Origin of the sequence: Afipia sp. 1NLS2, from assembly GCF_000178995.1 — a bacterium.
Lineage (GTDB): Bacteria > Pseudomonadota > Alphaproteobacteria > Rhizobiales > Xanthobacteraceae > Afipia.
The window spans coordinates 1,450,327-1,472,998 of sequence record NZ_ADVZ01000001.1; the positions used below are offsets into that span (position 1 = coordinate 1,450,327).

At 63.7% G+C, this 22,672-nt stretch carries 23 protein-coding genes; 11 read left to right on the plus strand and 12 right to left on the minus strand.

What is annotated here, in order from left to right; translation table 11 throughout:
* The first annotated feature begins 241 nt into the window (after nt 1–241).
* The 4 genes from sdhC (at nt 242) to AFIDRAFT_RS07165 (ending at nt 3,720) form a co-directional block, all read left to right on the plus strand.
* A complete protein-coding gene (gene sdhC, locus AFIDRAFT_RS07150; protein ID WP_040297882.1) occupies nt 242–637 on the plus strand; it encodes a succinate dehydrogenase, cytochrome b556 subunit in 396 nt (131 codons plus the stop codon).
* Nucleotides 634–1,041 (plus strand): succinate dehydrogenase, hydrophobic membrane anchor protein, encoded by a 408-nt coding sequence (gene sdhD, locus AFIDRAFT_RS07155; RefSeq protein WP_009338454.1) that lies wholly within the window; start codon nt 634–636, stop codon nt 1,039–1,041. Before sdhC ends, sdhD begins: the two co-directional genes overlap by 4 nt.
* A 3-nt stretch (nt 1,042–1,044) precedes the next feature.
* Complete coding sequence (sdhA, locus tag AFIDRAFT_RS07160; protein ID WP_009338456.1) at nt 1,045–2,865, plus strand: succinate dehydrogenase flavoprotein subunit; 1,821 nt, start codon at nt 1,045–1,047, stop codon at nt 2,863–2,865.
* A gap of 72 nt (nt 2,866–2,937) precedes the next feature.
* Complete coding sequence (locus tag AFIDRAFT_RS07165) at nt 2,938–3,720, plus strand: succinate dehydrogenase iron-sulfur subunit (protein WP_009338458.1); 783 nt, start codon at nt 2,938–2,940, stop codon at nt 3,718–3,720.
* An 85-nt stretch (nt 3,721–3,805) separates the two neighbouring features.
* Here the strand turns inward: AFIDRAFT_RS07165 and AFIDRAFT_RS07170 are convergent, their stop codons facing one another.
* Both AFIDRAFT_RS07170 and AFIDRAFT_RS07175 read right to left on the minus strand, forming a co-directional pair.
* Nucleotides 3,806–4,858: an alpha/beta fold hydrolase gene (locus tag AFIDRAFT_RS07170; protein ID WP_009338459.1), complete on the minus strand. Its 1,053-nt coding sequence runs from the start codon at nt 4,856–4,858 to the stop codon at nt 3,806–3,808.
* A gap of 83 nt (nt 4,859–4,941) precedes the next feature.
* Nucleotides 4,942–5,376: an organic hydroperoxide resistance protein gene (locus AFIDRAFT_RS07175; RefSeq protein ID WP_009338461.1), complete on the minus strand. Its 435-nt coding sequence runs from the start codon at nt 5,374–5,376 to the stop codon at nt 4,942–4,944.
* Between the two features lie 154 nt (nt 5,377–5,530).
* Here AFIDRAFT_RS07175 and AFIDRAFT_RS07180 point away from each other — a divergent pair, with 154 nt between their 5' ends.
* Nucleotides 5,531–6,007 carry a MarR family winged helix-turn-helix transcriptional regulator gene (locus AFIDRAFT_RS07180; RefSeq protein ID WP_009338463.1) on the plus strand — a complete coding sequence of 159 codons (477 nt, stop codon included), beginning with the start codon at nt 5,531–5,533 and terminating at the stop codon, nt 6,005–6,007.
* Nucleotides 6,008–6,016: 9 nt separating this feature from the next.
* Here the strand turns inward: AFIDRAFT_RS07180 and AFIDRAFT_RS07185 are convergent, their stop codons facing one another.
* On the minus strand, nt 6,017–6,394 hold the full coding sequence (locus tag AFIDRAFT_RS07185; RefSeq protein WP_009338465.1) for an MAPEG family protein: 378 nt from the start codon (nt 6,392–6,394) through the stop codon (nt 6,017–6,019).
* A gap of 127 nt (nt 6,395–6,521) precedes the next feature.
* Here AFIDRAFT_RS07185 and AFIDRAFT_RS19400 point away from each other — a divergent pair, with 127 nt between their 5' ends.
* The 3 genes from AFIDRAFT_RS19400 (at nt 6,522) to AFIDRAFT_RS07205 (ending at nt 9,675) form a co-directional block, all read left to right on the plus strand.
* Entirely contained in the window at nt 6,522–6,761 is a 240-nt protein-coding gene (locus AFIDRAFT_RS19400; RefSeq protein ID WP_009338467.1) for a hypothetical protein, read from the plus strand.
* 224 nt (nt 6,762–6,985) lie between these two features.
* Entirely contained in the window at nt 6,986–8,782 is a 1,797-nt protein-coding gene (locus AFIDRAFT_RS20205; RefSeq protein WP_245258131.1) for an OmpA family protein, read from the plus strand.
* A 107-nt stretch (nt 8,783–8,889) separates the two neighbouring features.
* Nucleotides 8,890–9,675: a class I SAM-dependent methyltransferase gene (locus tag AFIDRAFT_RS07205; RefSeq protein ID WP_009338472.1), complete on the plus strand. Its 786-nt coding sequence runs from the start codon at nt 8,890–8,892 to the stop codon at nt 9,673–9,675.
* Nucleotides 9,676–9,737: 62 nt separating this feature from the next.
* On the opposite strand, the gene argG is transcribed toward AFIDRAFT_RS07205, so the two are convergent.
* The 8 genes from argG to AFIDRAFT_RS07245 all read right to left on the minus strand — a co-directional run bounded on the left by argG (nt 9,738) and on the right by AFIDRAFT_RS07245 (nt 16,859).
* Nucleotides 9,738–11,075: an argininosuccinate synthase gene (gene argG, locus AFIDRAFT_RS07210; protein ID WP_009338474.1), complete on the minus strand. Its 1,338-nt coding sequence runs from the start codon at nt 11,073–11,075 to the stop codon at nt 9,738–9,740.
* 130 nt (nt 11,076–11,205) lie between these two features.
* On the minus strand, nt 11,206–12,705 hold the full coding sequence (locus tag AFIDRAFT_RS07215) for an ArnT family glycosyltransferase (RefSeq protein ID WP_009338476.1): 1,500 nt from the start codon (nt 12,703–12,705) through the stop codon (nt 11,206–11,208).
* The gene (locus AFIDRAFT_RS07220; RefSeq protein WP_009338477.1) at nt 12,702–13,484 is read right to left on the minus strand and encodes a phosphatase PAP2 family protein; all 783 of its coding nucleotides are present in this window, start codon (nt 13,482–13,484) and stop codon (nt 12,702–12,704) included. The genes AFIDRAFT_RS07215 and AFIDRAFT_RS07220 overlap by 4 nt, the downstream gene beginning before the upstream one ends.
* A complete protein-coding gene (locus tag AFIDRAFT_RS07225) occupies nt 13,481–13,963 on the minus strand; it encodes a hypothetical protein (protein WP_009338478.1) in 483 nt (160 codons plus the stop codon). The genes AFIDRAFT_RS07220 and AFIDRAFT_RS07225 overlap by 4 nt, the downstream gene beginning before the upstream one ends.
* A gap of 6 nt (nt 13,964–13,969) precedes the next feature.
* A complete protein-coding gene (rlmN, locus tag AFIDRAFT_RS07230; protein ID WP_009338479.1) occupies nt 13,970–15,181 on the minus strand; it encodes a dual-specificity RNA methyltransferase RlmN in 1,212 nt (403 codons plus the stop codon).
* 134 nt (nt 15,182–15,315) lie between these two features.
* Entirely contained in the window at nt 15,316–15,954 is a 639-nt protein-coding gene (locus AFIDRAFT_RS07235) for an invasion associated locus B family protein (protein WP_009338480.1), read from the minus strand.
* A gap of 141 nt (nt 15,955–16,095) precedes the next feature.
* The gene (locus AFIDRAFT_RS07240; RefSeq protein WP_040298127.1) at nt 16,096–16,473 is read right to left on the minus strand and encodes a YkvA family protein; all 378 of its coding nucleotides are present in this window, start codon (nt 16,471–16,473) and stop codon (nt 16,096–16,098) included.
* An 83-nt stretch (nt 16,474–16,556) separates the two neighbouring features.
* Nucleotides 16,557–16,859, minus strand: coding sequence for a 4a-hydroxytetrahydrobiopterin dehydratase (locus AFIDRAFT_RS07245; protein WP_009338482.1), 303 nt, complete (start codon nt 16,857–16,859; stop codon nt 16,557–16,559).
* 256 nt (nt 16,860–17,115) lie between these two features.
* On the opposite strand from AFIDRAFT_RS07245, the gene AFIDRAFT_RS07250 reads away from it, so the two are divergent.
* The 3 genes from AFIDRAFT_RS07250 (at nt 17,116) to AFIDRAFT_RS07260 (ending at nt 21,778) form a co-directional block, all read left to right on the plus strand.
* The gene (locus tag AFIDRAFT_RS07250) at nt 17,116–18,441 is read left to right on the plus strand and encodes a TAXI family TRAP transporter solute-binding subunit (protein ID WP_009338483.1); all 1,326 of its coding nucleotides are present in this window, start codon (nt 17,116–17,118) and stop codon (nt 18,439–18,441) included.
* A gap of 169 nt (nt 18,442–18,610) precedes the next feature.
* The gene (typA, locus tag AFIDRAFT_RS07255) at nt 18,611–20,434 is read left to right on the plus strand and encodes a translational GTPase TypA (protein WP_009338484.1); all 1,824 of its coding nucleotides are present in this window, start codon (nt 18,611–18,613) and stop codon (nt 20,432–20,434) included.
* A 93-nt stretch (nt 20,435–20,527) separates the two neighbouring features.
* Complete coding sequence (locus AFIDRAFT_RS07260; RefSeq protein WP_009338485.1) at nt 20,528–21,778, plus strand: flavin monoamine oxidase family protein; 1,251 nt, start codon at nt 20,528–20,530, stop codon at nt 21,776–21,778.
* On the opposite strand, the gene AFIDRAFT_RS07265 is transcribed toward AFIDRAFT_RS07260, so the two are convergent.
* Complete coding sequence (locus AFIDRAFT_RS07265) at nt 21,753–22,616, minus strand: alpha/beta hydrolase family protein (RefSeq protein ID WP_009338486.1); 864 nt, start codon at nt 22,614–22,616, stop codon at nt 21,753–21,755. The genes AFIDRAFT_RS07260 and AFIDRAFT_RS07265 overlap by 26 nt on opposite strands.
* Nucleotides 22,617–22,672 lie beyond the last annotated feature (56 nt).

The following is a 22,672-nucleotide window of genomic DNA, read 5'->3' on the forward strand; positions in this document are numbered from 1 at the left end:
AAATCGCGTCCCCGCCAGAGCTGCGGGGAGGATGAAGGAGTGAACCCGAGATCATTTTCATATTGTGCGTATTTGTACTGGTATACAAAATACACAACTAATCGGCACAACTAAAAACTGAATCAATATTCTCAATTATCATAGTTTCGCATTGCGCTCATTCCTTCCTGTCCGTAAATAGAAAATCTCTAACCCTCGGGCGCGCAGAAATCCCTTCGCCGAAATTCTCGAAAAGTCACCGATGGCCGCACAGACAGGACGTCCGCTCTCACCCTTCATGACCTATCGGTGGACGTTGACGATGATCATGTCGATCATCCACCGCATCACCGGGCTCGCACTTTATGCCGGCACGCTGTTGCTGGCCTGGTGGCTGATCGCCACCGCATCCGGCCCTGCCGCCTATGCCTGCCTGCAGAGTTTCACGGCGAGCTGGATCGGTCGTCTGATCGAAATCGGCTTCACCTGGTCACTCTTGCATCACGCCTTCAGCGGGTTGCGCTACCTTGTCTGGGACACCGGTCACGGTTTCGGCGTCGAGGCCCGCGAACGGCTGACGCAGGCGGCCCTCATAGCTGGCGTTGTCGCCACTGCCGCACTGTGGATCGGCTTTTATCTGATCGGAGCCGGCCGATGAGCGCACGCGACACCGGCAAAACCGTTTCCATGCGCACCCCGCTCGCGCGTGTGCGCCGCCTCGGCGCCGCCCATGCCGGCACCTCCGATTTCTTTCGCCAGCGCGTCACGGCCATTGCGATGGCGCTGTTAATCATCCCGGTCGCGATCATCGTCCTGATGCTGACCGGACGCGATCAGGCCGCCGCCGCGCAGCTTCTCGGATCGCCCATCGTTGCCATCCTGCTGGCGCTCTTCATCGTCGCGGGCTGCCTGCACATGAAAATCGGCGTGCAGGTCGTGATCGAGGACTATGTGCACAGCGAAGCGCTCAAGCTTCTCGCCATCATCGCCAACAATTTCTTTTCGTTCGCCGTCGGGCTTGCGTCGATCTTCGCGATCCTCAAGCTCTCGTTCGGGAGTTAAATCATGACAGCAACCGGCAAGACGGCCGCGGCCGCGGGCCCGGCCTATCCGATCGAGGATCACACCTACGACGTGGTGGTGGTGGGCGCAGGCGGCGCGGGATTACGCGCCGTGGTTGGCTGTTCCGAAGCCGGCCTTCGCACTGCCTGCATCACCAAGGTGTTTCCGACGCGCTCGCACACCGTCGCGGCGCAGGGCGGCATCTCCGCCTCGCTCGGCAACATGCATCCCGACGACTGGCGCTGGCACATGTACGACACCGTGAAGGGGTCGGACTGGCTCGGCGATCAGGACTCCATCGAATACATGGTGCGCAACGCACCCGCCGCCGTCTATGAACTCGAACATTGGGGCGTCCCGTTCTCGCGCACCGAAGACGGCAAGATCTTCCAGCGCCCGTTCGGCGGCATGACCCGCGACTACGGCAAGGGCCAGGCGCAGCGCACCTGCGCCGCCGCTGACCGCACTGGCCACGCCATGCTGCACACGATGTACGGCCAGGCGGTGCGCCATTCGGCGGAATTCTTCATCGAGTTCTTCGCCATCGACCTCATCATGGACGATCAGGGCGTCTGCCGCGGCGTGGTCGCGCTCAAGCTGGACGACGGTACGCTGCATCGCTTCCGCGCCCAGACCACGATTCTCGCCACCGGCGGCTATGGCCGCGCCTATCAGTCCTGCACCTCGGCCCACACCTGCACCGGCGACGGCGGCGGCATGGCGTTGCGCGCAGGCTTGCCGCTGCAGGACATGGAATTCGTGCAATTCCATCCGACCGGCATCTTCCCGGCTGGCTGCCTGATTACCGAAGGCGCGCGCGGCGAAGGCGGCTATCTCGTCAACGCCGAAGGCGAGCGCTTCATGGAGCGCTATGCGCCATCCGCGAAGGACCTCGCCTCACGCGACGTCGTCTCGCGCGCGATGACGATCGAAATTCGCGAGGGACGCGGCGTTGGCAAGAAGAAGGACCACATCTTCCTTCATCTCGACCATCTCGATCCCGCAGTGCTGCATCAGCGCCTGCCGGGCATTTCCGAATCCGCGAAGATTTTCGCCGGCGTCGATGTCACCCGCGAGCCGATTCCGGTGCTGCCGACCGTGCACTACAACATGGGCGGCATCCCGACCAACTTCCACGGCGAGGTGGTGGTGAAGAAGCATGGCGACGACGATGCGGTGGTGCAGGGCCTGATGGCAGTCGGTGAAGCCGCCTGCGTGTCGGTGCACGGCGCCAACCGTCTCGGCTCGAACTCGCTGATCGACCTCGTGGTGTTTGGCCGCGCCGCGGCGCTGCGCTGCGCCGAGAAGCTGACGCCGGACGGCAAGCAGCCCGAACTGCCCGCCGATTCCGCCGACAAGGCGATCGCCCGGCTCGACCATTTCCGCAACGCCTCCGGCGGCACGCCGACCGCGAAGCTGCGCGATTCGATGCAGCGCGTGATGCAGAACAACTGCGCCGTGTTCCGCACCGGCGAGGTGCTCGCCGAGGGCAAGGATCTGATCCACAAGGTCCATGGCGGCCTCGCCGACATCGGCGTGACCGACCGCTCGCTGATCTGGAACACCGATCTGATCGAGACGCTCGAACTCGACAATCTCATCGTGCAGGCGGTGGTGACGATGGATTCCGCCGTCAACCGCACCGAGAGCCGCGGCGCGCATGCGCGCGAGGACTACTCAGAGCGCGACGACAAGAACTGGATGAAGCACACGCTGGCGTGGATCGACCCCAAGGCCAACACCACGATCGATTATCGCCCAGTGCACAGCTACACGATGACCAACGACATTCAGTACATTCCGCCGAAGGCGCGCGTGTATTGAGCAATTGCCGGGCGTTTACGACCGTCCGAGACGGTCTATGCCCGGGACTGACAAGGACAAAGGCTTTACGTCATGGTTGAATTCGCGCTGCCGAAAAACTCCACCGTCACGGACGGCAAGACCTGGCCGAAGCCGGAGGCCGCGGGCGAGACGCGCGAATATCACATCTATCGCTGGTCGCCGGACGACGGCCAGAACCCGCGAATGGATACCTATTACGTCAACACCGCCGATTGCGGCCCGATGATTCTCGACGGCCTGATCTGGATCAAGAACCACGTCGATCCGACGCTGACGTTCCGCCGCTCCTGCCGCGAAGGCGTCTGCGGCTCCTGCGCGATGAACATCGACGGGCAGAACACGCTGGCCTGCACCCGCGCGATGAACGAAGTCGACAGCGGCCCGATCACCATCCGCCCGCTGCCGCACCAGCCGGTCGTCAAGGATCTGGTGCCGGACCTCACCAACTTCTACGCGCAGTATGCGTCGATCGAGCCGTGGCTGCACACCACCACCGCGACACCGCAGAAGGAATGGCGGCAATCGATTCAGGAGCGCAGCAAGCTCGACGGACTCTACGAGTGTATCCTCTGCGCCTGCTGCTCGACCTCCTGCCCGAGCTACTGGTGGAACAGCGACCGCTATCTCGGCCCCGCCGCGCTGCTGCAGGCCGACCGCTGGGTCAACGACAGCCGCGATGAAGCCACCGGCGCGCGGCTCGACAATCTGGAAGACCCGTTCCGACTCTATCGCTGCCACACCATCATGAACTGCACCAAGGCCTGCCCGAAGGGCCTCAATCCGGCGAAGGCCATTGCCGACCTCAAGGCCAAGATGGTCGAACGGCAGGTGTAAATCGGCACAACTATCGTCTCCAATTAAAAAGGCCTGCCGCTAAACGCGGCGGGCCTTTTCATTTCAGGACCGGTTGCGGCTCACATCAGAACTTGTCGACGTCGATCACCGCCTGCGCGAACGCCTGCGGCGCTTCCTGCGGCAGGTTGTGGCCGATGCCGCCAGTGATCAGCCGATGCTGATACTTGCCGGTGAATTTCTTCGCATAGGATTCCGGCGCGGGATGCGGTGCGCCGTTGGCGTCGCCTTCCATCGTGATCGTCGGCACACTGACGGTCGGGAGTTGCGCGAGGCGATCCTCGATGGCGTCGTACTTCGATTCGCCTTCGGCCAGACCAAGCCGCCAGCGATAATTGTGGATCGAGATCGCGACATGATCGGGAGTGTCGAGCGACTTTGCGCTGCGCGCGAAGGTCGCGTCATCGAATTTCCATTGCGGCGAAGCCAACTGCCAGATCAGTTTTGCAAATTCATGGGTGTACTGCGAGTAGCCGAGTTGGCCACGCTCGGTCGCGAAATAGAACTGATACCACCACGCCAGTTCGGCTTTCGGCGGCAGCGGCTTTGCGTTCGCCGCACGGCTGCCGATCAGGTACCCCGACACGGCGACCAGCGCCTTGACGCGCTCGGGCCAGAGGGCGGCGAGAATGCCCGCCGTGCGTCCACCCCAATCGTAACCCGCGACCAGCGCCTTCTCGATCTTGAGCGCGTCCATCAGTGCGATCGCATCCACCGCGAGCGCGGCCGGCTGGCCGTTGCGCATCGTGTCGCTTGAGAGGAATTGCGTCGTGCCGTAACCGCGCGCATGCGGAACGATGACGCGGTAACCCTTCGCGGTCAGCAAGGGCGCCACCTCGATGAAGCTGTGAATGTCGTAGGGCCAGCCGTGCAACAGAAGCACCACGGGGCCGTTCGCAGGACCGGCTTCGTAATAGCCGATGTCGAGAACGCCGGCCTTGATCTGCCGGATCGGAGCGAGAGTGGCTGCATTGTTCGGGGAAGCAATGGCGCGCGAGGCGGATGCGGTCTGCGCACGGGCGGGCTGGAGCAATCCAAATCCCGGTGCGGTCAACGCGGCGGCGCCGGTCGAGGCGATATGGAGGAAGTTGCGTCGGTTCGCATTGATGAGATCGGGCATGGCTGCTTTCCGGAATTTCAGTGTGAGGGAAGCTCGCGGCCTGCTCCGCGCCCGTGATGCGGCGCGGAGCAGCCTTCAACGATTCAGAGCACGGTCAGTTCGACGTTGATGTTGCCGCGTGACAGTTTCGAGTACGGGCAGATCTGGTGCGCGGCACTCACCACCGCTTCGGCGACCTCGCGATCGAGGCCTGGCAGGCTGACACTGAGGCGGGCCTGAAGCTGGAAACCGTCGCCCACCGTTCCGAGATCGACCTCGGCATCGACCGCCGTATCCGCAGGAAGCTTGACCTTCTGCGCGCTGGCGGCGCGCCCCATCGCGCCGATGAAGCAGGCCGACCAGCCCGCAGCGAACAACTGCTCCGGATTGGTACCCTGGCCGTTCGAGCCGGGAGGCGACAGCTTCACCTCCAGGCGGCCGTCGGAGGAACGGGCAGCCCCGTCGCGGCCGCCCGTGGCGTGGGTCTTGGCGGTGTAGAGCACTTTTTCGATCTGGCTGGCGGTCTGAGAGGAAGTCATGGCGAGGTCCTTTGCGGTTGTTTTTTAATCATTACCGATCTAATCGGATGCGATCTAAATAAACCAACCAAGCGAGGTGTCAAGCCTTCCGATTTAATCGGAACCGATATATATACTGTCCGAGAGATCACATCCGGGTGAGGAGCCCGCCGCCATGACCGCAAAGACCGCCCCCGCTAAAACTCCCGACGCACCGACACCACGGCTCGAGGATTTCATGTGCTTCGCGGTCTATTCGGCCAATCTCGCGTTCGGGCGGGCCTACAAACCGATTCTGGAAAAGCTCGGCCTTACCTACACGCAGTACATCGCCATCGTCGCGCTGTGGGAGCAGGACAACCAGACCGTGGGCGGGCTCGGCGAAAAACTGTTTCTCGAATCCAACACGCTGACGCCGATCCTCAAAAAGCTCGAGGAGCTGGGCTATCTGCAGCGCAAGCGCGATCCCGCCGACGAGCGCCAGGTCATCGTACATCTCACCGAAGAGGGCCGCCGCCTGCGCGAGAAAGGTCTGTGCATGAACCTCGTCAAGGAGACCGGCCTGTCGCCCGAGGACTTCCGGCACCTGCAAAAGGGAATCGTCGCGCTCCGCAACAACCTCGCCAAGGCGGCGAAGAACCAGCGGGCGTGAGACACCCCGCTACTTGAACACGGGCAAGACGAAAATCACGATATTGGCGAGCAGCGCCAGACCATAAACGATCGAGCGCGCGGTCGATTGGTTGATGACGTACAGAATGCCGTGCACCACGCGCAGCGCCACGTACATCACCGCGAGCATGTTAACGGTCGAGATCGCCGCCCCTTGCGTCACCGCGATGATGACGGCCGCAGCGAAGAACGGAAGATTCTCATAGGCATTGTAGTGGGCGGCATAAGCGCGCCGATGTTTCGGCGGCAGATCGCCGGTCGATTCGCGCGGACAGTGATTATCGACAGTGCCGCCCGCCTTCGCATATCCCGCCCAGAACGGCGGCAACAGCGCGGCAACCAGAACGCACCAATAGGCCAGCGGCATCGTTGTCTCCCCCTTGAGAGCCGCATTTCGTCGGCGCAGGGGCGCAAAGTCAACTGCATCGCAGGCCGCTCGCACGGAACATGCGGCAGCGACGTTCGTTGCTTTCATCCGATACGAAGGAAACCGAATGGCGCCGACACCGCAAACACCGCAAGGCGATCCCCCGGAAGTACCACCCGCAACACCGGGCACGCCGACAGAGCCGCCGCGCGAGATGCCACCCGCCAATCCTCAGCCGGACATTCCCCCGCCGGTGCAAGAACCGGATTCGCCGCAGACCCCTCAGGAATTGCCCGGCGACACCCCGAGCGAAGCGCCGCTGCGTGGACCGCCTTCACCGTTGCCGCCAGAACCGCTGCACGACTGACGCAAGCGAAGCGGCGCGATGTATCGCATTCGGTTCAGGAGCAATTCATCCCGATGAACAGCCCTTCATTTCCGCGATATTTCGCAATATCATCGCGCGGCATGACAATAATTCATTTCACCGCGCGTCTCGCCACATTGCCGCCTCACCATTATCGATCCATCGTGCATGACGTCTCGTGACGTCGATGAACCTTGCTGACGGACAACCATCAAAGGGTGGATATGAACAAGCTGAGATTGATACTGCTCGCGACCTCCGCATTTTCCATGTCGCAATTCGCTCATGCCGAACCATCGCCATCATTTCTGATGGCGCAGGCCGCTCCCGATCAGCAGAAGGCTCCGGAAGGCAAGACGCCACCGAAGGCCCCGCCGCATGTCGCGCCACGGCCGGCGCCTCCTGCGCCGCCGAAAGCCGCACCGCCACCTCCGCCCAGGGCTGTGCCGCCTCAGGCTCCGAAGGCCGCACCTCCGCATCCGCCAGCGGCACCGCAGGCACCTGCGGCCCGTCCCGCGACGCCTCCACCCGCTCCCCATGCCGCGCCGCCGCCGCAAGCGCATCCGCCCGGCGCACCCGCGCGGCCAACTCCGCCCGCGGCTGCGCCTCAACCGCCGCATCGGGGTGAGGCTCCACGCCCGCAACAACCACCTGCTCCACAACAGGCGCCTGCGCCACGCGGCGAAGCCCCGCGCGCGCCGAACGCCCCGCCGGTCGCGCCCGGCGTTCGCGATGTAACTCCGCAGCGTGCACCAGCGACACCCACTCCGGCCCCGAGCGCCGCGCCAACTCCGGCAGCACCTCCGAACGCGCGTCCCAATGCGATTCAGACGCCGCCGGGCGGACATCCATTGCCGAACGGCACCCCGCCCGCGCCGAATGCTGCGCCCAACGCAGCACCCACTGCACCGGGTGCTCCCGGCGCCAATGGACAACGCAGCGAACGGCGTGGCCCGCCGCCCGGCCTTCCGGCAGGGACACCGGTGGCTCCGGCAAAAGCTCCGATCGCGGCACCGCTGCCGGCTGCACCGGCTGCGGCCACGACTCCACTGCCGGCGCGAGATGCGACGACGCAGCGCGGACGGATCGAAGACTTCCGCAGCAAGCGCCAGGAGCGCACCGAAGGCGGCCGCACGATCATCACCGAACCGGGCCGCGTGATCGTGCGCGATCCGAACGGGCAATCCTTCGTGCGGCATAACGATGTCGATCGCTTCCGCTACGGCGCGCGTGATGTGCGTGTCGACCGGCAGGGCAACGACACCCGCACTGTCGTCGTGCGGCCTGACGGCTCGCAGATCATCACCATCAATGATGAGCGTGGTGGCCTGCTGCGCCGCAGCCGCCGCGGACCGGACGGACGCGAGGTTGTCATCATCGACAACCGGCGTCACGGCGGCCCCGGTTTCGGGGCTGGCCTCGCGGCCGGCATGGTGGCAGGCGCTATCGGCGGCTACTTCGTCTCGCTGCCGCCGCCCGTGCTGCACATTCCGCAGGATCGCTACATCGTCGAAGCCGACGGCGCGCCGCCGGACCTGATCTACGACACGCTGATCGCACCGCCGGTGGAGCGCATCGAGCGGCCCTACTCGCTCGATGAGATCCGCTACAGCCCATCGGTGCGCCAGCGCATGCCGTCGATCGATCTCGACACCATCAATTTCGAGACCGGATCGTGGGACATCTCACCGGATCAGGCCGCAAAACTGCAGGTCATCGCCGACGGCATGAACCGCGCCATCCAGCACAACCCGCAGACGGTGTTCCTGATCGAGGGCCACACCGACGCGGTCGGCAATGACGTCGACAACCTGTCGCTGTCGGATCGCCGTGCGGAATCCGCCGCGGAGTTGCTCACGCAGCAGTTCGGCGTGCCTGCGGAGAATCTCACCTCGCAGGGTTACGGCGAGCAGTACCTGAAGGTCCCGTCCGACGGGCCCGAACGCCGTAATCGCCGCGTCACGGTGCGCAACATCACGCCGCTGCTCAACGGCGGCGAGGCCAACGCCGCCCCGCGCTGAAGCGCCTCGCGATAAGAATGAAAACGGCCGGGACATTCTCCCGGCCGTTTTTGCATCTGGCCTCATCCGGCGGATCGGGCGCATGATGCGGCCGACAGGAGCTTGCGATGAACGACGTTGCCGGACCGATCCACCACGCCGCCGCCAAGGGCTACACCTCCAAAGCCGAGATGTACGCGCAAAGCCGCCCCGATTATCCGCCCGAGATTGTGGGCTGGCTACAGCAGCACCTCGGCATCGAGGCCGGTAAGACCGCCGTGGATATCGGCGCAGGCACCGGCAAGTTCACCCGCTATCTCGTTGAGACCGGCGCGCACGTCATTGCTGTGGAGCCGGTGAAGCAGATGCACGAACAGCTTGCCAAGCGGTTGCCCGGGATCGAAGTCCTCGAAGGCATCGCCACCGCAATTCCGCTGCCCGACAATTCAGTCGATGCGCTGACCTGCGCGCAATCGTTTCACTGGTTCGCCACCAAGGCGACGCTCGCCGAATTCCATCGGGTGCTGAAGCCACGGGGCAAACTCGCGCTCGTCTGGAACAGGCGCGACGAGTCCGTGCCGTGGGTCGCCCAGTTGAGGGACATCCTCGCGCCCCATCAGGGAGATACGCCACGCTTCACCGCGAAGACCCTGAGTTCAGTGTTTCCATGTGACGGATTCGGACCGCTGCATGCAAACCGCTTTCCTCATCCGGGCCATACCGGCGCGCCGGAGGATGTGATCGTCAACCGCTTCCGCTCGACGAGTTTCATCGCAGCACTGCCTCCCGACGAGGAAGCCAAGGTTGCGGCAGCCATTCGTGCCTTGATCGCGTCAACACCTGAGCTTGCAGGCAAGGACAGCGTGACCGTTCCCTACGACACGGTCGTCTACTGGGCGGACAAGACGGGCTAGCGCGGCAACGCTCACTTACGAGTCATTCCCGCCTTCGCGGGGACGACACCGAGGATTTCTTTTTAGTTTTTGTCGCTGCCGAGCTTGGGGATGTGGGAGCCCTGCCCGGCCGAGAGCAAGCCTGTCTTGGTATAGAGATCCAGCTTGCCGCGCGTATCGGAGATATCGAGGTTGCGCATGGTCAACTGGCCGATGCGGTCGCCCGGCGTGAACGGCGCGTCCTCGACCTTCTCCATGCTGAGCCGCTCCGGCGCATAGGTCAGGTTGGGGCTCTCGGTGTTCAAGATCGAGTAGTCGTTGCCGCGACGCAACTCGAGCGTCACCTCGCCGGTGATCGCGCGCGCCACCCAGCGCTGCGCGGTCTCGCGCAGCATCAACGCCTGCGAGTCGAACCAGCGTCCCTGATAGAGCAAGCGGCCAAGCCGCATGCCGCTGATCCGGTATTGCTCGATGGTGTCTTCGTTGTGAATGCCGGTGACGAGGCGCTCATAGGCAATGTGCAAGAGCGCCATGCCGGGCGCTTCATAGATGCCGCGGCTCTTCGCCTCGATGATCCGGTTCTCGATCTGGTCGCTCATGCCGAGGCCATGGCGCCCGCCGATGGCATTGGCCTCGAGGAACAGAGCGACGGGATCGGCGAAGGTCTTGCCGTTCAGCGCAACGGGCTGGCCTTCCACAAAGCGCACCGAAACCTTTTCAGCCTTCACGTCGCAGTCGTCACGCCAGAACGGCACGCCCATGATCGGGTTGACGATCTTGATGCCGCTGTCGAGGTGTTCGAGATCCTTGGCCTCATGCGTCGCGCCGAGGAGATTGCTGTCGGTCGAATACGCCTTCTCGGCGCTCATCTTGTAGGCGAAACCATGCGCGGTCATGAACGCGGACATTTCCGCGCGACCACCCAGTTCGTCGATGAACTGCTGATCGAGCCAGGGTTTGTAGATGCGCAGATTCGGATTGGTCAGCAGGCCATAGCGGTAGAACCGCTCGATGTCGTTGCCCTTGTAGGTCGAGCCGTCGCCCCAGATGTTGACGCCGTCCTCCTTCATGGCGGAGACCAGCATCGTACCGGTCACGGCGCGGCCAAGCGGCGTGGTGTTGAAATAGGCGATGCCGCCGGTCGAGACATGGAAGGCACCCGACTGAATGGCGGCGATGCCTTCGTGAACCAGTTGCGTGCGGCAATCCACGAGGCGAGCCTTCTCGGCGCCGAACTCCATCGCCTTGCGCGGAATCGCATCGTAATCAGCCTCGTCGGGCTGGCCAAGATTGGCGGTGTAGGCGAACACGCGCGCGCCCTTCTGCTTCATCCAGAGCAGCGCCGCGCTGGTATCGAGCCCGCCCGAGAACGCGATGCCGACATTTTCTCCCTTGGGGAGGTTTTTCAGAATCGTGCTCATGGGACTTCCTTCGGGCCGTTTCGTTGAGTGGCTGAGGCGCTGGACCGCGCTCGGATTAGACCGGCTTTCTATAGAAAGATTGGGAGGCCCCGAAAAGGCTCATTTTCGTCGTCCCGGCCAGCGTGGTCGCCTAGCCGCAGCCAGCGAGTGGCCCAAGCGCCCCCTTCGGCTGATCCAGCAGAAACAGCGAGAAGCTCCGCCGCGAGGTCGGCCCCCGCACCATCGTCACCGGCCCGAGAGAGGTGACGCTGCCGAACTGCGCAGTGAGCCGGGCCGGCAGCGGACATTCCGTGACGAACAGGATCGGCGCCGGCGACGTCGCCTTCAACGGCCGGGAAATATCGAACTCATGACTCGGCACGATCGACGGCGGCCATGCGAAAACCGGCAGCCCGCTGTCGCGCGTGTAATAGATCAGCGACGAGACGAGATCACGCGTGTCGGCCGCGATGCCATGTGCGCCATGAGCCTTGGCGGTGACGGCAACATCGTCACCAAGACGATGCCACCCCATGGTGCGGGCGTAAACGTCACCGTTGCGGATGCCGGGAATCGTGACGCGGTCGGCGATATGATCGCCGGTCAGCAGCACGGCCTGCACCACGAGCCCAATGACGACACTTGCCATCAGCCAGCGGCGGCGCTCCTCCGCCACCAGAATGGCGGTTGCCAGAATGGTCATGGCGATGGCCGATGGCGCGGCCCAGTTGGCATTGGCATGGGTGAGAAAAGCCACCACCGCGATGATCGCAACCGGCGGCAGCGAAAACGCCATCAGCATCCGCATGTCGGCATCACGCATATAATGGCGCGGACGCACCAGCAGCGCGAGGAATACGCCGAAGGTGATGAAGCCCATGACGACGAACTGGCTGGCGACAAACTCGGCAACCTGCGGAAGACTGAATACCAGACCGTGACCACGGGCATTGTCGCCGGTGTGCTTGAAGGTGACGAAGCCGTTCGCCGCATTCCACATCAGGTTGGGTGACAGCACCACGACGGCGATCGCCAGCGCGGCCCAGAGCTGCGGCGTGCGCCACAGCCGTCGGGAGTCTTCGTCCATCATCGCGGCCAGCACGGCGCAGGCGACAAAATAGATCATCGCGTATTTCGCCAGCATGCCGAAACCGATCGCGAGGCCGAGCACGACAGCCCAGCTCCAGCGCGGCGCGCGGCGCAATTCGACGAAGGCCAGAAGCGCCAGCGCCCAGCAGAACAGCAGCGGCACGTCGGTGGAGATGATCCGCGTCGAAAACACGACGCCGGGCGCAAGCAGGTAGATCAGTCCCGACCAGAAGGCGGCGCGGGCGCTGAACAGCCTTTGTGCGGTCGCATAAACCAGAAATGCCGTGGCGCCGTGCAGCAGCGGCGCCGGCGCGCGGATGCAGGCTTCCGATGCTCCGCACACCGCCTGCGACGCGCCGATGATCCACGCAAGCAGCGGCGGCTTGGAGAAATAACCGAAGTCCGGGGCCTGCGCCCACGCCCAGTATTGCGACTCGTCGAAGAACAGATCCACGACAGAAAAGTGCAGGCCGATGAGGCGGACAATGGTCAGCACCACGACGAAAGCCGCGAACAGTTCAACCCACCTGCCGCGAACCTCCGTTTGAGCAGCAACGCTCATGCGCTGGTCTTTCGGGAAGAACGGTCCCGAAGCCGCCTGAACAGCGCGCTGACGGCATTGAAGCCCGGCAGAAACCAGCGCGTGAGGCGGGCGTCGATCTCCTCATCGCTCTGCTGCGTGCGCCAGCGATAGTAGAAGCCGTGCATCACCCACACGATCAGGAATGCCATCACCCCGCCGAAGATCACGTCGGTGAAATAATGGCCGCCGAAGGACATGCGCAGAACGCCAGTCACAAGACCGAAGATCGTGGCGGCGACATAAGCGAGCGGCCGCCATTGCGGCGGCGCCAGCGCGGCAGGCGCGTAGGTCCAGAACGCTGTCGTCGCTTCGCCCGAATAGAACGAGCAGTTGCGCGGGCATTGGCCGCGCGGATCCCACCACGCCTTGAATTGCCATGGCCCACCGAACTCGGCCGTCGCCACCGGGCGAGGACGCCCCCAATAGGTCTTGAATCCGGCGTTCGAGATGATCCCTGCGGTGAGAATGATAGAGAGCGACAGAAACAGGGTGACACGCGGAGAAATCAACATCCGGCGGCGCGGCCACACGATCTTCAGCGCCAGCGAAACCAGCGCAGGCAGCGCAAACGCCCAAGTCACCCACATCGCCGCGTCGCGCACAATGCCGGCCACATGCGAAGCCTGCATCGGGAAACGCCGGGTCACGGGATCATAGAACAGCGACGCGATCTTCAGATCGAGTTGGGGAAATATGCCGAATACGGCGCCCACAACGGCACCGACGGCGAGAGCAATCAGAAGGCCCGTCCTGTTCATCGCGCCTGACTATCAGACCGCGTTGAAGGGGGGAAGGATGGCGATGGGCGCTCCCGCCATGCTCCGGCATTGCGGCCCGCGATCAGCCAGTAGACCACGCCGCCAAGAATGCCCGCGCCCACCATCACTTCGGCGTGACGCCGTACGATGCCCTCGAACGTCATCGTCACGGTGTCGAACGGGATGAAGGCGAGGTAGCAGCCAAGCCCCGCGAGCGCGCCGAAGATCGCATAAGCGAGGATATGGCGGATCGAGAACGCCTCGGTGACGAGCACCGCGATCAGCGCGGGCAGCAATGCAAAGCCGCTGATCAGCATGAAGCCGATCCCGAAAATCACGTTCACCGTGCCGCTGTCGATATCGAGCGTCTGCAAATCCATTTCGGGAAACAGCAGCGCATACACCACCACCGCTCCCGCGACGAAGCAGGCCGCAAGGAAACCAAAGAAGGTCGCGAACAGCCGTCCGATCAGGGCCATGGAGGGTTAGTCCGTCATCGCCATGGCACGCAGCGCGTCGCGCTCGCGCACCGACAATTTCTCCGTCTCCGATTTCAACTGCCCGCAGGCCGCGAGAATATCGCGCCCGCGCGGCGTGCGCACCGGCGAGGAATAGCCGGCGTTGAAGACGTATTCGGAAAATTTCTCGATCTGCTCCCAGTCCGAGCATTCGTACTTGCTGCCGGGCCATGGATTGAACGGAATGAGATTGATCTTGGCCGGGATGCCCTTGAGCAGCTTCACCAGCAGTTTCGCATCGTCGAGCGAATCGTTGACGCCCTTCAGCATCACATATTCGAACGTGATGCGGCGCGAGTTCGACGCACCGGGATAGTTGCGGCAGGCATCGAGCAATTGCGCCAGCGGATATTTCTTGTTCAGCGGCACCAGCTCGTTGCGCAGTTCATCGCGCACCGCATGCAGCGAGATCGCCAGCATCACGCCGGTCTCCTCGCCCATCCGCCCGATGTTCGGCACCACGCCGGACGTGGAGAGCGTGATGCGGCGGCGCGACAGCGCAATGCCTTCATTGTCCATCACGATGTTGAGCGCGTCGCGCACCGCATCGAAATTGTACAAAGGTTCGCCCATGCCCATCATCACCACGTTGGTGACGAGGCGGTTGCCGTTCGGCGTCTCGCGATCAACCCAGTCGTTCAGGCGGTCGCGCGCCACCATCACCTGACCGACGATTTCTCCGGCGGTGAGGTTGCGCACCAGCCGCTGCGTGCCGGTGTGGCAGAACGAGCAGTTCAGCGTGCAGCCGACCTGCGAGGACACGCACAACGTGCCGCGGTCGGTTTCAGGAATGTAGACGCACTCGACTTCATGGGCGCGGCCGACGCCGTCGCCCGGCAGGCGCAGCAGCCACTTGCGGGTGCCATCATTGGAAATCTGTTCGGCGACGACTTCCGGCCGGTCCACCGTGAAGCGTGCTTCGAGTTGCGTGCGCATGTCCTTCGACACGTTGGTCATGTCGGCGAAGGTCTGCGCGCCGCGCACATACATCCAGTGCCAGAGCTGCTGCGCGCGCATCTTGCGCTGCTTCTCGGGCACGCCGAGTTCGCCCAGACACGCCATCAGCTCCGCCCGCGACAGGCCGATCAGCGAGGGCCTGTCGGGCGCGACATAGACTTCAAGCGCGGTCTTTTCCAAAGGCGCGTCGGTGCGCGCGAGGGCGGGCGTCGTCGGGTTCATGGCGCTTCAAATAGGCTTTTCACGCAGCCGAGGAAAGCCGCAGCCGGGGCGATTCAGGCTCCAGGCTTAAAGATTCTTAGCCGGAGACATCAAAAATCCGCGCCCTCCGGACGGAGGAGGCCCCGGGAACCGGCCTATTTCCGGCATTCCTGCGCGACCTTGTCGAGCGCCTGGGACAGTCCCTTCAGCGAGAACACGTCAGTGGTCTCGGTGCCCCTGGAGGAGGTCGCTTTCACCGTCGCGTCCGCGCCCTTGCGCATCGCGTCGATCAGCCGGTCTTCCTCGGCGGCATTCTTGATCCACAGGCCGTCGCCCTGCGCGTACATCGCGTAATGCGCGTTGCCGATATTGAGCGTGGAATCAGACCCCGGCTTGATCTGGTAGCCGATCATGATCGACACCTCGTTCGTCACCTTCTCGGCGGGGCGGGTTGAGACGAAGGCGTAGCCGGGATCGCGCGGCCGGTTCGGCGGGTTGGTTTTCGAGGACGAGGGTTTCGCCAGGGCGAAGCAGACCTTCTTGCCGTTCGGTGTCGCGACATAAGCGCCCCAGGTCGCATACTGGCCGACCAGCGTCGGTTCTGCGCCACCGGCATGCGCCGCCGCAGGTTTCGCAGTCGATTTCGACTTGCTGGATTTTGCAGCCGGCTTGGCTTTGGACGAATGAGACTTGGACGATTGAGTCTTGGGAGTCTGGGCCTGCACCGAAACAGGCACGGCCATCCATCCAATGAGCGCGACCGCGGTCACAGGTGCCAGCATCCGCAACATCATGAAGAACCTCTTTGATCGGGCTTCGCGAAAGCGCCGCCCGGCCTTGTCGAAAACGGGAATCGGCGAAGATTGCCCGCAGTTTGCACTGATTCCGCCGATCAGCCAAACCGCAGCAATGTGCCGCTTTTGGGGCTGAAAAACTTAAGGCTGTGTATCCTCAACGCCACGCCCCAGCGCGGCGCGCGCGGCTTGCCGGTGTTCGGAGGTGATATGGCCCGAAACCAGCCTGATCGCGGTCGCGAGCACGGCCGCATCGTCGGTAAAACCGAGCACCGGAAGCATGTCCGGCATGAAATCGAACGGCAGCACGAAATAGGCGATGGCCCCTAACAGCGCCACCTGCACATGACGCGGGGTCTCCCGGTCGAACGCACAATAATAGGCCGCCAGCAATTCTTCGGCGAAAGGCAGTTGCGCCGCCACCCGCTTGAGCTTCTTCCAGAAGCTCTCGCGCAACCGCTCGGGATTGCTCACCAGCGCGTTGGTGTCGAACTCGATGCTCTGTTCCGATCGGGCCATGGTGACGTCCGCGGCTCCTTCATCCGCATCCGTTAGATGGGAATGCGCGGCGGGCGCGGCAAGCCGCCAATGCACGGTGCTCCTCACACGCCGAGCCTCATTGCGATCTCGTTCATGGTCTTGGCGAGCGCGACGTCGCGCGCGGTGACACCCCCGGCATCATGGGTGGAAAGGCTGACCTCGACAGTTTTGTAGACATTCCGCCAATCGGGATGGTGGTCGCTTTTCTCCGCAGCCAGCGCCGCGCGGGCCATGAAGCCGAACGCCTCGTTGAAGTCGCGGAACGTAAAGGTGCGGTTCAGCGCCTTGCCGTCCGCGGCCTCGCTCCAGCCGCTTAAACCTGCCAGCGCATCTTTCCGTGCCGCCTCCGAGAGCAAACCGCCCATTCCTACGTCTCCTTGACTGTCCCGCATCCGGTGAACCCGGGGTGGTCCCGGTGGTTCCGTGACTTAACCAACATCCCGGTTCCGGCCGTATTCCGCCTCAATCTCTGGTACGATAATGTCCACGGTCCTCGACGCCTAGCCCCGGGCGGCGACCCCCTGGTGGAGCATGGTAAAGGACAATCTGCTGGCACGGCCGACGTTGCAGCCGCAGGGAGTCTCCTCCTCGCGGACACGCAGGCGCATGCGCGGAGTCCTGATGGCGATCGCCGCCGTGCTCGCGTTCTTCGCGCTTGCGGGCGGCATCACCTATTACGTGCTGCGGCCAATTACATTGCGCATCGCGGTCGGACCCCAGAGCAGCGACGACGTCAAGGTGGTTCAGGCGCTCAGCCAGGCGTTCGCGCGCGACCATGCCCACATCCGCCTGCGGCCGGTCATCACAGAGGGTGCCGCGCAAAGCGCGGCCGATCTCGCGCAAGGCAAAACCGATCTTGCCATCGTGCGCGCCGATGTCGATCTGCCGAAGAACGCTGGCGCTGTCGCGTTCCTGCGCAAGAATTTCGCGGTGATCTGGGTGCCGGGCGGCAGCTCGAAGAAACCGAAGATCACCAGCATCAAGCAGCTCGTCGGCAAGAAGATCGGCGTGATCGGGCGCACCAAGGCCAACATCAATTTACTCAACGTCATTCTCGATCAGTCCGGGGTCTCCCCGGAATCGGTGAACGTCACCCAGTTCGCGACCGCCGGCATTTCCGAGGCCCTGCGTAACAGCAAGCTCGACGCCTACATGGCGGTGGGCCCGCTCAACAGCCGCATCACCGCCGAGGCCATCGCGGCGACATCGCGCGCCGGGGCCGAGCCGCGCTTCCTGTCGCTCGAGACGGCGGATGCGATCGCGCAGAAATTCGCCGCCTACGATTCCGGTGAAATTCCCGCGGGCACCTTCAACGCCGCGCCGCCGCGGCCCGACGACACCGTAAGCACCATCACCGTCGGCCATCACTTCATGGCGCGGCGCTCGCTGCCCGATACCACGATCGCCACATTCGCCCGCCAATTGTTCGGCGCGCGGCAGGCCGTCATCAACGAATTCCCGCAATCGGCCAAGATCGAAACTCCCGACACCGACAAGGATGCCGCCATTCCCGCGCATCCGGGTGCCGCCGCCTTCGTGGACGGCGAGGAAAAGAGCTTCCTCGACAAGTACAGCGACTACATGTGGGGCGGCATCATGCTGCTCTCGGTGATGGGCTCGGTCATCGCCTGGTTCGGCGGCTATCTGCGCAGGGATGAGCGCATCACCAATTCGGGCCTGCGCGAACGGCTCCTTGAAATGCTCACTGCCGCACGGACCAGCAATTCGGTCGAGGAACTCGATGCCATGCAGGCCGAGGCTGACACCATCATGCGGGAAACGCTGCATTGCTTCGAGGACGGGGCCATCGAGGAGGGCTCGCTCACGGCCTTCAGCATCGCGCTGGAACAGTTCCATAATGCGGTCGCGGACCGGAAGATGTTCCTGATCAACCTACCGGAAAAGCCCCGGGGGCCACGTTCCGCACCCCCCATCCAGGTCGCTTAAGCATTTTTCGCATACCCGCCAGTTTTGGCGAATTATTCGTTGTTATTGAGCGATTCCTGACTATATTGCGCCGCAACGCGTGCCCGGTTCGACAGAGCCGGGCACCGCTTTTTCGGGCCGCGATTTGGCCGCCCGATTGAACGCCGCCAAGGCGGCCCCAGGATGATTTATGAACCTGCGTAATATCGCGATCATCGCGCACGTCGACCATGGCAAGACCACACTGGTGGACAAGCTGCTGCAGCAATCCGGCACCTACCGCGAGAATCAGCGGCAGGTCGAGCGCGCCATGGACTCCAACGACATCGAGCGCGAGCGTGGCATCACCATTCTTGCCAAGTGCACATCGGTGCATTGGGGCGAGACCCAGATCAACATCGTCGACACCCCCGGCCACGCCGATTTCGGCGGCGAGGTTGAGCGCATCCTCTCGATGGTCGACGGCGTCATCGTGCTGGTCGACGCCGCCGAGGGTCCGATGCCGCAGACCAAGTTCGTGGTCGGCAAGGCGCTCAAGCTTGGCCTCAAGCCGATCGTCGCCATCAACAAGGTGGATCGTCCTGACGCGCGCGTCACCGAAGTGCTCAACGAGGTGTTCGACCTGTTCGCAGCGCTCGATGCCACCGACGAGCAGCTCGACTTCCCGATCCTGTACGGCTCGGGCAAGCACGGCTGGATGGGCAACAGCGAAACCGAGAACGACAAGGGCATGAAGCCGTTGTTCGAACTGGTCATCAAACATGTCGCGCCGCCGGTGGTTGAGGAAGGCCCGTTCCGCCTGCTCGGCACCATTCTCGAAGCCAACCCCTATCTCGGCCGCATCATCACCGGCCGCATCGCGTCGGGTTCGGTGAAGCCGAACCAGAACGTCAAGGTGCTGTCGCGCGACGGCAAGACGGTGGAAACCGGCCGCATCTCAAAAATTCTCGCGTTCCGTGGCCTCGAGCGCCAGCCGGTTGAGCTCGCCGAAGCCGGCGACATCGTTGCCATCGCGGGTCTGTCCAAGGGCACTGTCGCCGACACCTTCTGTGATCCGACCGTAGAGATGCCGATCCAGGCGCAGCCGATCGATCCGCCGACCGTGTCGATGACCTTCATGGTCAACAACTCGCCGCTGGCGGGCACCGAAGGCGACAAGGTCACGAGCCGCCTGATCCGTGACCGCCTGTTGCGCGAGGCCGAAGGCAACGTCGCGCTGCGCGTCGTCGAGGCTGCCGACAAGGATTCGATGGAAGTGTCCGGCCGTGGCGAATTGCAGCTCGCCATTCTGATCGAGAACATGCGCCGCGAAGGATTTGAGCTTTCCGTCTCGCGCCCGCGCGTGGTGCTGACCAAGGATGAGAACGGTCAGTTGCTGGAGCCGGTCGAAGAAGTCGTCATCGACGTCGACGAGGAATTCTCCGGCGTCGTCGTGCAGAAGATGAGCGAGCGGAAGGCCGAGCTGATCGAGATGCGGCCCTCCGGCGGCAATCGTTTGCGGCTGGTGTTCTACGCGCCGACCCGCGGCCTGATCGGCTACCAGAGCGAGCTTCTGACCGACACCCGTGGCACCGCGATCATGAACCGCCTGTTCCACAACTACCTGCCTTACAAGGGCGATATCCAGGGCCGCCGCAATGGCGTGCTGATCTCCAACGAGCAGGGCGAAGCCGTGGCCTACGCGATGTTCAAGCTGGAAGATCGCGGCCCGATGATGATCGAGCCCGGCTGGAAGGTCTACAAGGGCATGATCGTCGGCGAACACACGCGCGAGAACGATCTCGAGATCAACGTGCTCAAGGGCAAGCAGCTCACCAACATCCGCACCACCTCGAAGGACGAGGCCGTGCGCCTCACGCCGCCGATCAAGATGACGCTGGAAAAGGCGCTGTCCTATATCGAGGACGACGAACTGGTGGAGATCACGCCGAAGTCGATCCGGCTGCGCAAGCGCCACCTCGACCCGAACGAGCGCAAGCGCGCCGAGAAGCAGAAGGAAGCTCTCGCGAGCTGATCGCCTTCCTCACTGCGAATATTCCTGAAGTGCCCGGCCTTGTGCCGGGCATTTTCGTCTCATACGTCCAGGGCATCTCACCGGTTCCGCCCCATGTCACTTCCCTCTCATATCGATGTCGCGATCATCGGCGCAGGTGCGGCCGGGCTTGGCGCGGCGCATGCGTTGCAAGGCTCCGGCCAATCGACACTTGTTCTGGAAGCGAGGGACCGGATCGGCGGGCGCTCGCAGACCATTTCTCTCCCCAACAATGTGATCTTCGATGTCGGATGCGGCTGGCTGCATTCCGCCGACAAGAACCCGTTCGTGGCGATCGCGGAGAAACTCGGTTTCGCCATCAACAGACATCGCCCGCCATGGCAGCAGCAGACCTTCGACGCCGGTTTCCCGCGCGCGGAGCGCGAGGACTTCATTGCTGCGATGAACGATTTCTTCGAGCGCGCAGAAGATGCCGCCGACAAATCCGACCGTCCGGCGAGCGATGTCCTCATTCCCGGCAATCGCTGGAACGCACAGATCGATGCGGTGTCGACCTACATCAACGGCTGCGAACTCGATCAGGTCTCGATCCACGACATGGCGGCGTATGAGGATACCGAGATCAACTGGCGTGTGGCCAAGGGTTACGGCGCGCTGATCGCGGCCTATGGCGCGGTCTGCAATCTCGCGCTCGGCACGCGCGTGACGCTGATCGATCATTCAGGCCCGCGTATCATACTGCACACTTCGCGCGGCACGCTCACCACCGACAAGGTGATCATCACGGTCTCGACCGATCTCCTGGCGCAGGAAAAAATCCGCTTCACGCCCGCGCTGCCCGACAAGGTGAATGCCGCTGCCGGGCTGCCGCTCGGGCTCGCCGACAAGGTCATGCTGGCGCTGGCGACGCCGGATGATCTGCCCGCCGACGGCAACCTGCGCGGACGCAGCGGCACTGTGAAAACCGGCGCCTATCATCTGCGGCCGCAGGGCATGGCGTGCATCGAGGGCTATTTCGGCGGCGCTTACGCGCGCGAGCTTGAGGATGCTGGCGACGGCGCGCTGGCGCAGGCGGCAATCGACGAGATCGCGGGCCTGCTCGGCAATGATTTTCGCAAGAAGCTGACGCCGCTGGCATCGTCGCGCTGGGCGCATGACGAATTCGCGCGCGGCTCCTATTCGCACGCGCTGCCCGGACATGCGGGCGACCGCGCCGTGCTGGCGGCACCTGTCGATGGGCGATTGTTCTTCGCGGGCGAAGCCACCTCGCCGAATTTCTTCTCCACCGCCCACGGCGCGCTGGAAAGCGGCTTTCGCGCGGCGAAGGAAGTGATGACGGCTATCGCTTTATTGCGTTCGCGATGATCGAAGCGAGCAGCGCCGTGCTTCCGCTCTCCGCAAGCCAATGCCCTTCGCGCGCATGCGGCGGCAGAATCCTGAACGTCACGCGATCGCCGCCTGTGCGAAACGCATCCGCCATGCGCTTCGACAGCGCTGGTGAAAAATAGGAATCGTTCTCCGCCACCAGCCACGTCACCGGCACGCGCGCGTTTTGCCCGAGCGCCTTGCTTGCCGCGATCAGCTTGTCCGGTGCGCAGACTTCGTTAGGTCGGCCATGCGCATGTCCGCCACGGCCCGGCGCGAATGCGACGATCGTGGCAATCTCGCGCGGATCGCGTTGCGCCAGCGCCAGCGCGCCGAAACCACCGGCTGAATGCCCCACGATCACGGCGCCATTTTTTCGCGCGAAGGATTGCGTGCGCAGAAAATCCAGCGCCATGCCGATCTCGCGGCCCGCGGCCTGCGCGGCACGAAGATAGTCCGGTGCATCGCAGCCGCCCTGGCCTTCGAGATAGGGACCACCGGTTGCGCCATGGCCGGGCCGCTGCGGCACCAGCACCGCGAAGCCGCGCGCCACCAATGCCAAAGCGAGATGCACATAGTCCGGCTGCTGCATCCGTGCGCGCTGGATTTCGTTCTCGACCGACGCATGCGCGATGACCGCGACAGGGAATGGTCCTTCGCCTTGCGGGCGAAGCAGCAGCGCATGCGAGGCGATTGAGGCGTCTGGCGTCGGCACGCGCCACTCCTGCCGCCGTGCAGGCTCGCCTTCAGGCCCGGATGGGCCGAATGCGGGCGTCTGCGCGTTTGCCGCAACCGCCGCCACCGTCAGACCTGCAAGCAATACCGCCCGTGTGATCATGCGCTCCGCCCTGCCGCACTATCGGATTTGCGGCGCGGCGCGCCAAGCCGCCGGTC